The sequence below is a fragment of the Bacillus sp. FSL M8-0071 genome (assembly GCF_037975455.1).
GTDB lineage: Bacteria > Bacillota > Bacilli > Bacillales > Bacillaceae > Bacillus > Bacillus subtilis.
The window spans coordinates 1,966,042-1,981,425 of the sequence record NZ_CP150256.1; the positions used below are offsets into that span (position 1 = coordinate 1,966,042).

General features: G+C 46.5%; 2 protein-coding genes. Both read right to left on the reverse strand.

Translation table 11 applies throughout. The features are described 5' to 3' along the window. Positions 1–5 precede the first annotated feature (5 nt). Positions 6–7,673, reverse strand: a complete 7,668-nt coding sequence (gene ppsC / locus MKX71_RS09860; protein WP_339232005.1) for a plipastatin non-ribosomal peptide synthetase PpsC — start codon at positions 7,671–7,673, stop codon at positions 6–8. 16 nt (positions 7,674–7,689) lie between these two features. Continuing rightward, positions 7,690–15,372 carry a plipastatin non-ribosomal peptide synthetase PpsB gene (gene ppsB / locus MKX71_RS09865; protein WP_339232007.1) on the reverse strand — a complete coding sequence of 2,561 codons (7,683 nt, stop codon included), beginning with the start codon at positions 15,370–15,372 and terminating at the stop codon, positions 7,690–7,692. Positions 15,373–15,384: the final 12 nt, after the last annotated feature.

The window sequence follows — 15,384 nt, forward strand, 5'->3', positions numbered from 1 at the left end:
ATTTTCTACAATTCTTCCACCAAGCTGGATATGCTGTCCAAGTCCTCTGCCGTTAATGATTGACTGCTGAAATCGCTCAGTGTCTTTTCTGCTTTCTGTTGACCGGCGCAGTGTTTCATAATGTCCAGCAAAAAGTGTTCAATCCTGTTAATAAGCTGCTCCATTGTGTTTTTGTGAAAGCGGGCTGACGGATAACTAAGATTGAAATGGAGCTTTTTGTCTGCTGCCATTGCGCTCATCTCGATGATTTGCTCACGCTTCCATGTATGAGTGATATCCTTTCCGCTACCAAGGCTTGATGGGCGGAAGGTGTCCTGTCTTTCGATGTCGTTGAACTGGCCCAAATAGTTAAAGCTGATTTCAGGTGTTTTTGAAAACGTAATGCTTTTATTTTCAGGGTGTGTAAGGTATTTCAGCATACCGTAACCTACCCCTTTGTTTGGTATCCGGCCCAGTGTATCTTTAACGGTTTTTACTGAGGTTCCGAGCTCATCCCTATGATTTTCAAAGCTTATGAGGGCCGGGTACATGGATGTAAACCAGCCGACCGTCCTGCTGATATCTAACTCTGGCAGAATGTGTTCTCTCCCGTGTCCTTCCATAGCGATACGGAGCTTGCTTCCTCCTGTCCATTCACAAATCGCCAAGGATGCTGCGGTTAACAGAATATCTTGTGTATCTGTGCCATAGGCGTGATTGACGTTTTGCAGCAAGACGGCGGTATCTGCTTCAGTCAGTGAAAAGCTTAATGAGTCCCTTTTGCTGGTGTCCATGTTCAGATGCTGCGGTATTTCGTATGGCAGTTCTGCGGCTTGCTGTTCTTCTATACTTCGCCAATACGCCTCTTCGCGAATCAGCTTACTGCTTTGGGCATATTCCTGTATGCGTCTTGCGTATTCCTGGTAGGAATCCGTTTTAGGCGGAAGCTGGATCGTCTGGCCTGCAGCAGCTTGTTGATATCCGGCTGACAAATCCTCAAGCAAAATCCGCCATGAGACACCATCAACGACAAGGTGATGGATCGCAAGGAACAAGTAATCTCCGGTCAGTGTTTTAAACAAAACGGCGTGCAACAATGGTCCTTCCTGCAAATTGATGCTTTGCTGAAGATCTGCAACTTCTTGTTTGATTTGCGTCTCCCAGCCGCTTTCTGACTGTGAAAGATCAGAGGTTCTTAAGCTGTATAGCTGTGACTCATGAATGCCTTGGTTGATTTGAATCCATCGACTATCATCGTTGCGATAAACCATCCGAAGCGCATCATGATGCTCCGCCAGTTTTTTCAAGGCTGGTCTAAGGGCGTTTTCAGACAAACGTCCAGAATGGAATAGCATGACAGACTGATTGAAATGGTGTCTTTCTTCAATATCTTGTGAAAAAAACCATTGCTGAACAGGCGTCCAAGGAACGTCTCCCTGAATGGGTCCTTGCTCTATGATTCTCTCTGACTTACGGATAAATGGTGATAAGTCCTTTATCTTTGGATGACGGAATAAATCACTTACCTGCAAGCTTAGCCCATAGCGCCCAAGGCGTGCAGAAACTTGAAGCGCTTTGATTGAATCTCCGCCCAATTCAAAAAACGAATCCTCTATTCCGATCCTCTGGATGCCGAGAACCTCCTGCCAGATCAACACAAGTTGGTCTTCAAGGTCATTTTGAGGCGGAGCGTACGTTTGTTTAGATGTGAAATTTGGTTCAGGAAGTGCTTTTCGGTTCAATTTGCCGTTTGATGTGAGCGGAAGAGCCTCCATTTCAATAATGTACGCCGGGATCATATAGTTTGGCAGCGAACGCGCAAGAAGAGAACGCACTTGTTCAGCATTCGTGCCTGCTTTTACGCTGATATAGCCAAACAGCTCTTTGCTCCCTGACTGTCCTGTACGTGCCAACACCGCCGCTTCTTTGACTCCGTCTATTTGGCGAAGTGCTGATTCGATCTCACCCAGCTCCACACGATAGCCTCTGACTTTTACTTGATCATCAATACGGCCAACGTACTCAATTGTGCCATCAGGAAGCCAGCGCGCCAGATCACCTGTGCGATACAGTCGATCGCCAGGTGCAAATGGATGTGGGACAAATTTCTCTTTCGTTAAATCAGGACGGCCCAAATATCCTCTGGCGACGCCATCTCCGCCGACACAAAGTTCACCGACAGCTCCGACCGGCTGCAGCACTCCCCATTGATTTAAGATATAAGCGGTGGAATTACCAACCGGCCGCCCGATCGGAATGGAAAGTTCATATGTTTTTTGAATGTGAAGGCATGTCGAAAAAGTTGTATTTTCGGTAGGGCCATATCCATTCCATATAGATACTTCAGGGCAGACATTTCTGATTCGATTGACGTGGCTCGGCGACAAAGCTTCTCCGCCTATAATTAAATGTTTCAGCTGTGAAAATGTTTGTTCATTTTGTTCTGTCAAATGATTGAATAGAGAAGATGTCAGCCAAATCGTTGTGATTCCTTGATGTTCTATGTACCTCTTAAGCTGATGGGAATCGAGAAATGTTTGTTGATCGGACAGATGCAAAGCGGCACCATTTAGCAGCGGTCCGAAAATTTCAAATGACCCAACGTCGAAACCGATTGATGATGTCATCAGAAGGCGGTCTTCAGGTGTAAATGTAATATAATTGCTGTTTTTAACAAGACGAATTACACTTCGCTGCTCAATCATGACACCCTTTGGTTTACCGGTTGATCCAGAGGTATAAATGATATATGCGAGTGAATGTGGCCCTGCTGAAGAATCAACGTTCTTCGTTTTTCCTTGCTTTTGAATATCTTCGATTATGATTTGTTCACATTCAATGTCTAATAGTTGTTTTTCTGTTTTTTCAGATTGAAGGAGTAATGCCGCCCCGCTGTCTGACAGCATATAAGCTATTCGTTCAACAGGCAGATCAGAAGCAATAGGCAGATAGGCTCCCCCGGCTTTTAGAATGCCCAGCATTCCTGCAATGAGTTCTGGTGTTCTGCCTGTCAACAAGGCTACAACACTATCAGGCCCTACGCCCTTTATCTGTAGAACTGAGGCAATTTGATTTGCCCAGCTGTTCAGGTCCTCGTAAGTGAATACTTGGGTGTCGCTGACAATTGCTACAGCATTAGGCGTTTGTTCTGCCTGCATTTCAAAGAGTCTGCTGATGGTTTCATTTCTTGGATAATCTATTTTTGTACGATTGAGCTCGTGGATAAGGTAATGGGTCTCATCCTCATTCAGGATATTTATTGTTCCGAGAGCGGCTTTGTTGTCTTTGATGATGGAGAGTAACATATTGATGAAGTATTGAAGCCACTTTTCTATCGTTTTTTTCTTATATAAGTCAGTACTAAACTCCATTTGGAACGTCAGCAAACCGTGGGGCTGTTCCTGTGTATATAGGGTTAAATCAAATTTGGACGTTTGAAGCCCATTGTGTGCTGCAGGTTTGAGACAAAGTTCATTCAGCTCCAACGATTCCTGATCCATGTTTTGAAGAACAAACATTACGTCAAACAGCGGATTTCTGCTCATATCCCGTGTTAATTCAAGCTTATCGACAAGCTCTTCGAACGGGTAATCCTGGTGCTCAAAGGCTTCCAATGCTGTCTCACGCACTTCCTGCAAATACTGTACGAATGGCTTCCCGCCCTCCGGACGCGTCCGAAGCGCCAGCGTGTTCACAAACATGCCGAGTATCGGCTCAAGATCCTTGTGCGGCCGGCCGGCGATTGGCGAGCCGACGATGATATCTTCCTGTCCGCTTAAGCGTGACAAGAACGCGGTGTAAGCCGCAAGGAGCACCATGTACAGTGTGCTTCCGTTTTCTCGTGCCAGCTTGTGAAGGCCTGATGCAACCTCTTGATCCAGCGTAAATGAGACCTTGTCACCCGCGAAGCTTCGCACCGGCGGGCGGGCATGATCAGCGGGGAGATCCAGCACAGGCAGCTCGCCCTCGAGCTGCTTCAGCCAGTACGCCTCTTGCGTTTTGTACGTGTCTCCTGTTTTGAATCCTTCTTGCCATACGGCATAATCTTTATATTGAATGCGCAGCGCCGGAAGATTCCGATTATTGTACAGCTCGCCGAATTCCCGAATCAGAATGTTGACGGAAACACCGTCTGAAATGATGTGATGCATATCGACCAGCAACAGGTGCCGCTCATCTGATACCTTTACGATTTGGGCACGGAACAGCGGCGCTTGGCTGAGATCAAACGGTTTGATAAATGCGGCTGCGGCCTCCTCTTCGGTTCGTGCGCCGAGAACTGTAGTCTGTAACGTAAACGGCACCTCGTCATGGATGCGCTGCACCGGATCGCCTCCTGCGTCCTGTTCGAAGAAGGTACGAAGCGACTCGTGGCGCTTGATCAGCTCTTTGAAAGCTCTGTCCATCCTTTCAAGGTTGAGCTTCCCTTCGAGCTCTAACACAGCCGGCATATTGTAGCCTGTCCCTCCGTCCTCCAGCTGCTGAAGGACATAAATCCGCTTTTGGGCAGAGGAAACCGGATAGATTTCCTGTTTTTCAACGGGCTTAATTGCTTCATATGGACTGTCCGTTCCTTCACGGATAACGGCAGCCAGTCCTTCTACTGTCGGATGGGCAAACACATCTTTTAGCGGCACCTGTACATCGAATTCTTTGGTGATCCGTGAGACAAGCGCCGTTGCTTTTAAGGAATGTCCCCCGCGGTCAAAAAAGTTGTCGTGAATCCCGACAGGGCCATTTTTCAGCACGTCCTCCCACAGCTGAGAAAGCTTCATCTCAGTCACGTTTCTCGGCGCCGTGTAGGTCTCCGCATCTGCCGCTCCGCCAGGAGCTGGCAGGGCGTTTCGGTCGAGCTTTCCGCTTGGTGTAACCGGCCACTGTTCCATTTCTATCATATAGGCTGGGACCATGTAGCCCGGCAACAGTCTCTCAAGCTGCGCTCGGACTTCGTTTCTTTGGAGCCCTTCTACATAAGCGCATAATTCCGGCTCCCCGCTGTCTGTCCGTACGGTAACGGCCGCCTCTCTTACACCTTCTATACTTCTTAGTGCCGCTTCAATTTCTCCCGGCTCAATCCGGTAGCCGCGGATTTTCACCTGATCATCCGTGCGCCCGAGGAATTCAACATTCCCGTCAGGGAGCCAGCGCGCCACATCCCCGGTTTTGTACATGCGTTCACCCGGGTAAAACGGGTCTTCAAGAAAACGCTCCTCCGTTAATGCCGGCCGATTCAAATAACCTCTGGCAACACCCGCTCCGGCTATGTACAGTTCGCCGGCGACACCAGAAGGCTGTACGGCTAAATGCGGATCTAAAACATACAAACGCGCACCGGGTACGGGCTTCCCAATCGGAATCCGCAAACGATCTCTGTCCCGTTCTGGATCCAATACGTAAAATGCCGCGTCTACCGTTGCTTCTGTCGGCCCGTAACCATGGATTAATGATACCTGCGGCAATACAGAAGCAAAACGGGCTGCCGTACGCGGCGCAAGCGGTTCACCTCCGGCGAATACACGCTTTAGGTTTGTCCCGTCACCAAGCGCTAACATTTCCGCTTGATCGAGAAAGCTGTTCAGCATAGCCGGAATAAAATGAGCCGTTGTCACGTTTTCCTGATGAATGGCTTGTACGATCAACGCGGGGTCTTTTTCCCAGCCGGGCGGAAGCAGATACGCCGAAGCACCGGAAAGAGCCCACCAAAACAGCTGCCACACAGACGCATCAAAGGAAAAAGAGGTTTTCACCATGACAATGTCATCTTCTGAAAGCGGAAACTGGTGCTGCATGCCGGTCAGAAAGGAAACAGCCTGGCGGTGCTCAACGGCCACTCCTTTCGGCTGCCCGGTAGAGCCCGATGTATAGATGACATAGGCGAGAGAACCGCCATCAGCAGGAGTAAACTCATGGTTCTCTGCTTTTTCGCCTGCAAGAGATGTCATGTCCACTTCAAGCGTCTCTCCGGAAAAGTTCGGTACGGAACATTTCGGCTGCGTCAGCAAGAGTGATGCCCCGCTGTCTTTCAGCATGTAGCTCAGCCGCTCCTTTGGATACGCAGGATCAAGCGGCAAATAGGCCCCTCCGGCCTTCAATACAGCAAGGACAGCGATCAGCATGTCAGGTGAGCGTTCAGACAGGACACCGACGATACTTTCGTTTGTGACGCCGCGTGCCGCAAGGTGCGCAGCCAGCCGGCTGGCATACATGTCAAGCTCAGCGTATGTCAGCGAACCGCCTGAAAAGCGAATGGCCAGCCGCTCCGGTGTGAAAGCTGCCTGTCGCTCAAACAGCCCATGCAGGGTTGGGGCTTCAGGTGAAACTGATACTGTCCTGTTATTTTGAGAAACGATTTTCCGTGTTTTGTCCTCATCTAGCAACGTCATCTTTGACACAGGAAGAGATGGATCAGAGATGACGTCAGAGATCATGTGCTGTAAATAATCTTTTATTTCGGACATCATATTTGGTTGATAAGTGCCTGTATGAAAATGAATCCGAACGTACAAAGTACGCCCTGGGATCACTTTGACACTGCATCTATAATTAGTTACCTCTTCCATCTCAAAATCTTTCACGGAGAAATCAAATGATCCAGCTTGATTCAGCTCTTCAATCTCTTGTTGAGTAGGTGTATTTTCAAAGACGATAATATGATCGATCAGCTCTTGTTTAAGAGCGCTCTGCGCCTGAATATCATATAAGGGAAAGTAACTATAAGCTTCTACCTCAGTCATGTCCTTTTGCATTCTGCTGACTAGGTCAGAAAAAGACAGAAAATCACTTTGGACTCGAATAGGAATGGTATTGATAAAAAGTCCGACCATGTTTTCCACATCTTTTAGCTCAGAAGGTCTGCCTGATATAACTGATCCGAACACAGCATCGTCGCGGCGATTGAACTTTTGGAGCATGATTCCCCATAAAGCTTGGAAAACAGTGTTAAGTGTCGCACCACAAGCTGCAGCGATTTTCTGTAATTCGGAGGTTTCTTTTTCAGGAATGGTAAACGTGATCTGCTGTAATGTCCCATCCGACATTTGATCTGTTCTTTTAGGCAGAGGCGAAGCTTTTTCGAAATGCTGAAGCCTTTTTTTCCAATACTCAGCTGCTTCTTCACGCTCTTGCTGCATCAGCCATTTAATATACGTCCCGTACGGCTGTACGGGAGGCAAATCAGGAAATTGCCCTTTTCCAAGCGCTTGATAAATATGGAGAAAGTCTTTAATGACGATGCCTAAACACCAGCCATCCATTAAAATATGATGGTGGCTCCAGATACAGACATAATGATCAGGCGCCCATTTTAAAATAGATATTCTCATCAGTACATCCGTTTGGAGATCAAAGCCTTTTGATTTGTCCTGTTCTTTGAATGCCTCTGTACAATGTTCTTTATCTTTTTCATTGAGATGAGAAATATCTTCAACATGAACATGGCAATGACGTTGCTTGAGCACGACTTGACGAGGTTTGGCTACATTTTTATAGATGAATGCTGTTCGAAAGATATCGTACCTGTCAAAAACAGCATCCATACTTTTCTGGAAACGCTCCAAGTCAAGCTGTCCATTGATCGTAAAAGAAGCCTGTTCAAAATAAGCTCTCGACTGCTCATCATACAATGAGTGAAAAAGCATCCCTTCCTGCATAAATGACAAAGGGTATATATCCTGTATTTCAGGTTGCTGCGGCATCAGTGAATCTCCTCTCCTATAGTTTGTTGACGGCTCCCATGATCTCACTCAATTCATCAAGCGTTAAGTCTTCATCAGTGAAATCAGATGCGCTCCACTCTCGGTTTTCTTTGCCGGTACAATGCTCAATGATGTTTTCCAGAGTCTGTTTAAAATGCCTGGAAAATGTTTGGATTGTTTTTTCCTCAAATTGAACCCTGTTATAGATGATGTGCATGTTCAGGCACCCCGAAGAAACGGCGCCGCTGATATCCAGTGCATAAGGACGCTCCCAGTTCGGGCTGATCTCATTTCCTGGCTTGATGTCAGACACCTCAAAGGCATTTGATTGAATATCCTGATCAAACTGGCCTAAATAATTAAAGCTGATTTCTGGGCTGTTTTTCTGAGAGCCCCATCTTTTGCTGATATATTTCAGCACGCCGTAGCCTGCGCCTTTATGCGGTATACGGTGCAGCATATCTTTTGTCTGTTTAATAAGGTGGCCCAGCCGCTCTTCTTTGTCCTTATGATCGGAATCTCTCATATCAAGCCACACAGGATAAATGGAGGTGAACCAGCCAACAGTTCTGCTAATATCGATGTCCTCAAGATATGATTCCCTTCCATGGCCCTCCATGCTGATTTTAAATTGGTTATTTCCCGTCCATTTCTGCAAAGCAAGACCTAAAGCTGTCAGAAGGATATCATTCATCTCCGTGCTGTAAGCTTTATGTGCAGCCGTTAGTAGTAATTCTGTGTGATGGCGAGATAGCTCAAAATCAATCACTTCTGTATCTTTGAATGTGTTAGATGCTGCGTCATTGTCTTTTGGAATAGGCTGGATGTGACGGTTCTCGCACTCATCCCAGTACGCTGCTTCGCGCTGCACCTGGCGGCTTTTAGAGTAGTCAGCTATTCTTTGTGAATACGTTAAATATGAATCTGTTTTTTGCGGCAGTTTAATAGATTCTCCTGAGACTGCCTGTTTGTAAGCAGCTGAAAAATCCTCGAACAAAATTCGCCAGGAAACCGCATCAACAACTAAGTGATGAATCGTCAGAAATAAATGGTCACCATTCTCGGTTTTAAACAATCCAGCGTGAAGTAAGGGGCCGGTTTCCAAACGAATATGTTCTTGCATCCGGCTGGCTGCTTCCTCAATCGTGTACCGTGCTTCTGTTAGGCTATCCTTTACATCAAACAGTTCAAGTGCATATAGCTCCTCATCTGAAAGATCTATCCCTCTGTTTATCTGCACCTGCCTGCCATCTTCATGCCGGCATACGATTCTCAGTGCATCATGATGAGTCACAAGGCTTTTTAGTACTTTTCTAAGCGCAGCCTCATCAAATCGTTCAGCCCGGTAGATCATAACGGACTGGTTAAAATGATGGCTTTCCAGAGATAGCGAGAAAAACCACTGCTGGATAGGTGTCCAAGTAATCTCGCCTTCGACCGGGCCTTGGTCAATGGCGCGTACGTCTTTTCGAACCCGGGCGGACAGTTCACCAAGAGTCTGATGTTCAAACATCTCACGTACTGTCGTTTCAAATCCGCGCTGCTTCAGTCTGGCACAAACCTGCAGCGCTTTAATAGAGTCTCCGCCAAGCTCAAAGAAATTGGCGCCTACACCCAACTCATTCACATTAAGAAGCTCCTCCCAAATTTCAGCCATCACCGTTTCAATCTCATTTCTAGGACTGATATCATCAGCTGTATAAGCGTGTTTTTCAGGTTCTGGCAGGGCTTTCTGATCGAGCTTTCCATTAACAGTCACCGGGATGCTGTCAATTTGTATCATACGGGCAGGCAGCATAAAGTCAGGCAAGGCGTTTTTTAGGTAAGCCCGGATGTCTGATATATTCGCAGCCTGTTGATCTCTTATCACCATATAAGCATATATAGCTGTTTGCCCTTGCTCGTCTGCTCTGGTAATGACAGCCGCCTCTTTAATCATTGGATACTGAAGAAGTGCCGCTTGGATTTCGCCTAACTCAATACGGTGCCCTCTGACTTTCACCTGCTCATCAATGCGGCCTAAATATTCCAGCTCGCCATTTGACAGGCGCTTAGCAAGATCTCCTGTTCGGTATAATCTGTCTCCCGGAAGATAAGGATTGGATACAAAACGGTCAGCGGTCAGCTCATCTCTGTTGAGATATCCCCGTGTCACACCTTCTCCGCCTATATACAGCTCCCCTGGAACTCCGATAGGCTGCAGATTCATATGAGCATCCATCACATAAGCCTGCAGAGTTGAAAGCGGCCGGCCGATATTGCTTTTATTTTTTGCAATGTCTGCTGCGGACAATTTTTTGAATGTTACATGGACCGTTGTTTCTGTAATACCGTACATATTAATCAAATCAGTATGAGGATATTTTTCATTCCAGCTTTGAAGCAATCCGGGCTGTAAGGCTTCGCCGCCAAAAATCACGTAGCAGATGTTTAAATGATCTGTATGATTTTGATCTTCAAGCATCAAGCCGTAAAAAGCAGTCGGGGTCTGATTGAGTACAGTGACGCGCTCTTTTTTTAACAATAAACGGAATGCATGGGGGTCACGGGCTGTTTCTTTAGAGACCACGACTAATGTACCTCCGTTCAATAGTGCACCGAACATCTCCCATACAGAGAAATCAAAGCAATAAGAATGAAATAACGTCCAGACGTCTTCATGGTTAAATTCAAAAGGCAGGTTTTGATGCTTCAAGAGACTGATCACATTGCGGTGCTCGACAATGACTCCCTTTGGCTGGCCAGTCGTTCCAGATGTGTATATCACGTATGCGGGCTGATCCGTTACTATTTCTTGAATGTTTACATCAGCCGGAATTGAGTCGTTTTCACATTCATCGATATACAAAATTTGCCCGATGTAGTCTGCAGGTTTGTTTTGACCGCGCTCTGTCAGCAGCAGTTTTGCTCCGCTGTCATTGAGCATAAAGCTGATACGCTCCTTGGGATATTCAGGATCAATCGGCAAATAGGCCCCTCCAGCTTTTAAAATCGATAAAATGCCAATGATCATATCAGGTGACCGATCGAGCATCAGACCGACGATATCGCCAGTTCTGACCCCTTGTTTGATCAGCATAGCAGCTGCCCGCTCGGCTTTTTCATTCAGGTCTCGATACGTAAGCTGAGAATGGCCGCACACCACTGCGATATGCTCCGGATACTGAGCGGCTTGCTTTTCAAATAAGCTTACTATGTTTTCATTTCTCGGATAAGCCGCATACTGCCCCATTTTTTCAAGGAGCAACCTACGCTCTGCAGCAGGAAGCAATTGCATGTCCGAAATTCTCATCTCGGTATCCGCCGTTACCCCTTTCACCAATTCAATAAAATAGGATGCCCACTGCGTAATGGTTTCTTCTTCAAAAAGAGCAGTGCTGTATTCAAAACGGCAGCGTATTCCACTCGGATGCTCCTCAGCGTGTAATGTTAAATCGAATTTGGATATATCATGTTTAGGAGTGACAGACGAAATCGACAGACCAGGCACTTCGAACCGGAAATCTTCACTGCTTTGAAGCACAAGCATCGCATCGAACAGCGGGTTGCGATTTACCTCTCGATTTGTATCGACCTTATCTGCCAGCTCCTCAAAAGGATAATCCTGATGCTCATAAGCGGTCAGAGCCAAGTGGCGAATGTCCTGCAAATAGGAGCTGAACGTTTTGTGGCCCTCGGGCTTGCTGCGCATCGCCAATGTATTGACGAACATCCCGATGACGCGCTCCAGATCGGCGTGCGGTCTTCCGGCAGCAGGCGAACCGACAACAATATCCTCTTGCCCGCTTAGCTTAGATAACAAAATAGAATAGACAGCCAGAAGAATCATATACAATGTTGTTCCCGTTTCAGCCATTAAACGGTGCAGCTCATCAGTCATGTCTTTATCAATGTTGACTTCAATTGTTCCACCGCTGAAATCAGGGAGACGCGGCCTTGTTTTATCAAGCGGTAATTCTAGTGTAGGAAGACTCCCGCCAAGCTGACCGAGCCAGTAGGCCTCCTGTTTTTTGTATAGCTCTTTCGGGTACTTCTCTTGCTGCCAAACAGCAAAATCCTTATAATGCAGGTTTAAAGCTGGCAACTCTTTTCCGCAATATAAGTCAGTAAATTCTTGGACAAGAGTGCTCATCGAGACACCGTCGGCAATAATATGGTGCATATCGAGCAGCAAAAAGCCGCGATTATTGCCCATTGTAATGACACATGCTCTAAAAAGCGGACCGGATGATAGATCAAACGGTTTGATAAAGGTCTCGATTGCAGACTCAAGCATTTGTTCTGATTCCATTCCAAGCTCTTTTAGATCAAAAGCTATCTCTGGATAAATGATCTGCACAGGCTCGTCTCTGTCAAGCACAAAAACAGTCCGTAATGCTTCATGCCGATTCACTAGTTCTGTGAGAACGCTTCTCAACCGCTGGCGATTCAGATTACCGCGTAATTCAAGTACAGCTGGCATGTTGTAGCCTGTGCTGTCATCTGCCAGCTGATGAAGAGCATATAATCGTTTTTGCGAGAAAGACAGCGGATAGACATCTCTTTGATCCGCAGGTTCAATCTGTGTAAAAGCGTGTTCTTTTAAGCTCATCAATTTGACCGCCATGCTTTCAACCGTCGGATAAGAAAACACCTCACTGAGCGGCAGCTCGACATTAAGCTTTTTATGTATTCTTGATACCAGTGCGGCCGCTTTTAAGGACTGTCCGCCTAACTGAAAGAAATCATCACGAATGCCGATGTGCTGTTTATTCAGCACATCTTCCCAAATATGTGCGAGATCAGCTTCGATTAAGGTTCGGGGCGCCATATATGTGACACTCGTATTGTTTTCTGGTTCAGGAAGCGCAAACCTGTCAAGCTTGCCGCTGGATGTTAATGGCATCCTGCTGATGTTGATAATACTTGCTGGGATCATATAGGACGGCAATGTCCCGGCAAGATGCTGATACAAATCTGGGAGGCTGTTTCCCTTTTCGGGAACGATATAAGCAATGAGCTCCTTTTCCTCAGCAGAAACATCACGGGCCAGTACCGCGGCTTCCTTTACCCCCGGTGCTTGTCGAAGAACTGTTTCAATCTCTCTCAGTTCAATACGGTAACCCCTAATTTTTACTTGATCATCAAAACGCCCAATATATTCAATCGTTCCATCAGGCAAAAAGCGGCCTGCATCACCTGTTCGGTATAAACGCTCCCCTTCAAGGAATGGATGATCAGAGAATGCTTTCTGTGTCAGCTCTTGCTGTTTGTAGTATCCTCTCGCAAGACCCGCGCCGGAAATACACAGTTCACCCGCCGCGCCGATCGGCTGCATTTGATTTCCGTGCAAAACAAATACTTTTGTGTTTCTGATCGGGTGTCCGATCGTGATCCTCTCTTTTTCATTCAGATGCCGCAATATTGTTGTTGCCACACTGTTTTCTGTGGGCCCGTATTCATTTGCCAGTTCTGCAGAAGGACAAATCATTTGACTCAACTCAAGCAGATCAGGCGTGACCGCTTCACCCGCAAATGTCACAATACGAAGACTTTTTGCATCGTCAGCAGTCATCACTTCCAATAACACCCTGTACAGGGAAGGAACAATGATCATGTGGCTGACCTTATAACGAGCTATTTTTCGCTTAAGGGCCAGCACATCCTTCGCTTCGTCATCTGTTGTCAGCAGTACGCACGCACCAGATAAAAGCGGGGTAAATAAGCTCGTTACACAGCCGTCAAACACGTACGAAAACAAATGGAGGGATATATTCTGTTCGGTCATGCCATACTCTTCCCGTCTCCATTGCAATGTATTGGCAATACCGTGATGATCAACTAAAACCCCTTTAGGGCGCCCCGTCGTTCCCGACGTATAGATTAAGTAGGCAAGATCACCAGGCGGTACATCTGGAGCCGCTGTTTGGTGCCTTTCTGTACGTTCTATCGGTATCATATTTCCTTCATAGTGCGACGGGATGAATGACATAAGGTTTTCTTCTATCAGCAATTGAGCTGCTTGACTGTCCTTCAGCAGGAAAGAAAGACGTTCTTCTGGGAAATTTGGATCAAGCGGCATATAAGCGCCGCCTGCTTTCCAAATCCCAAGTAGAGCTGCAGGCATTTCCATTGACCGGTTCATCATCACAGCCACGATATCTCCAGATCCAACGCCTTTTTCTATCAGGGCGTGCGCAATCTGATTAGCTCTTATATTTAATTGGCGATAGGTCCAGCAATCGTCTCCCATTTTTAATGCAGCCGCTTCAGGTGTTTTGCGGGCTTGTTCCTCGAACAATTGGGATATCGTTTTGTTCACATAAGGACGCTCAGTTTCGTTAAACAATTGGATAACCTGTTGCTCCTCCGGCGGGACGATATTGATGTCACTGATGGCAACATCGGGATTTGTCAAAATGCAATCCAGTGCTTGCTTTAGATGCCCCTGAATCCTCAGCATCTCCTCCCGCTCGTAAACGTCTGCGTTGTAGCTGAATTTGATATAAAATGATTCTCCCGGAACGATAACGATATTAAAGTCGTAATTGGTTTGTTCCGACATTGAAATGTCACTCAGCTTCAGAGCGCCTTCGTCATTTGCACTCTCCACGCTTAATGCCTGATGAAGCTGTACAGGGTAATTTTCAAAAACAAAAATATGATCGATCAACCCTTGCTTCAATGGACTATGGTTTTGAATTTCATAAAGCGGATAATACCCATGCTGTTCAGATGATAAAATATCCTCCTGCACGGCTTTGACCAGCGAAGAAAACGTTATGCCTTCCGCAGATCGGATTCGCACTGGAACAGTATTGATAAACAAGCCGACCATTGATTCAATCCCGTCAATCGCTGACGGGCGTCCCGAAATGACGGAGCCAAAAACGGCATCATCTGCAGCATTATATCGATGGAGCAGCACGCCCCAAATACTCATAAACAGCGTGTTTAATGTCACTCCCCAGTTTTGGGCAGCCTCTGTCAGTTTCTCAACCATATCCGGCGCTAATGAAAAGCTGACCTGGGCGGCTTTATAATCCCCCTCTGCCGTGCGGCGCCTTATTCGGGGAATAGAAGCAGTATTGCCGTACTCCTTCAAATATTCGCTCCAGTAGGCAGCAGTCTCTTCTTGATCTTGTTCTCCGAGCCATTCAATATAACGGCTGTACGGCACCGTGCTGCCAAGCTGTACAGGTGAGTTATTTTTGAGCGAATCATACATGCTGAAAAACTCTTTAAGAATAATGCCGAGACACCACCCATCCATGATGATATGGTGATGTGTCCAGACACATGTATATTGGCTGTCTCCTCTATCAAAAAGGGCAAGACGCATTAAAGGATCTTTTTGCAAATCAAATCCTTTTTCCCGATCCTTAGTCATAAAAGCATCAATCAGCGCCTGCTGTTCTTGATCAGCCAGGCGAGAAATATCTTCTCTATATACTGTCAATTCCCGGTTTGATAAGACTACCTGCTGCGGACCTGTAAGATCTGGTACTTCTTTAATGAAAATCGTTCTGAAAATATCATATCTAGAAACAAGAAGGTTTAAGCTCTTTTGAAACGAGTCGACGCATAGATTCCCTGTGATCGTAAACGAGGTCTGTTCGATATATGCTTTCGAGCTGAAATCCATTAGTGAATGAAACAGCATTCCTTCCTGCATGTGCGATAACGGATAAATATCTTGAATTTGTGCCGATTGTGCCATCAATTCCACACA

Bases quoted from the DNA above. Each gene is read 5' to 3' on its own strand.
- ppsC (WP_339232005.1), bottom strand. From the start codon at position 7,673: ATGCCGCAGCAACCTGAAATACAGGATATATACCCTTTGTCATTTATG.
- ppsB (WP_339232007.1), bottom strand. From the start codon at position 15,372: ATGGCACAATCGGCACAAATTCAAGATATTTATCCGTTATCGCACATG.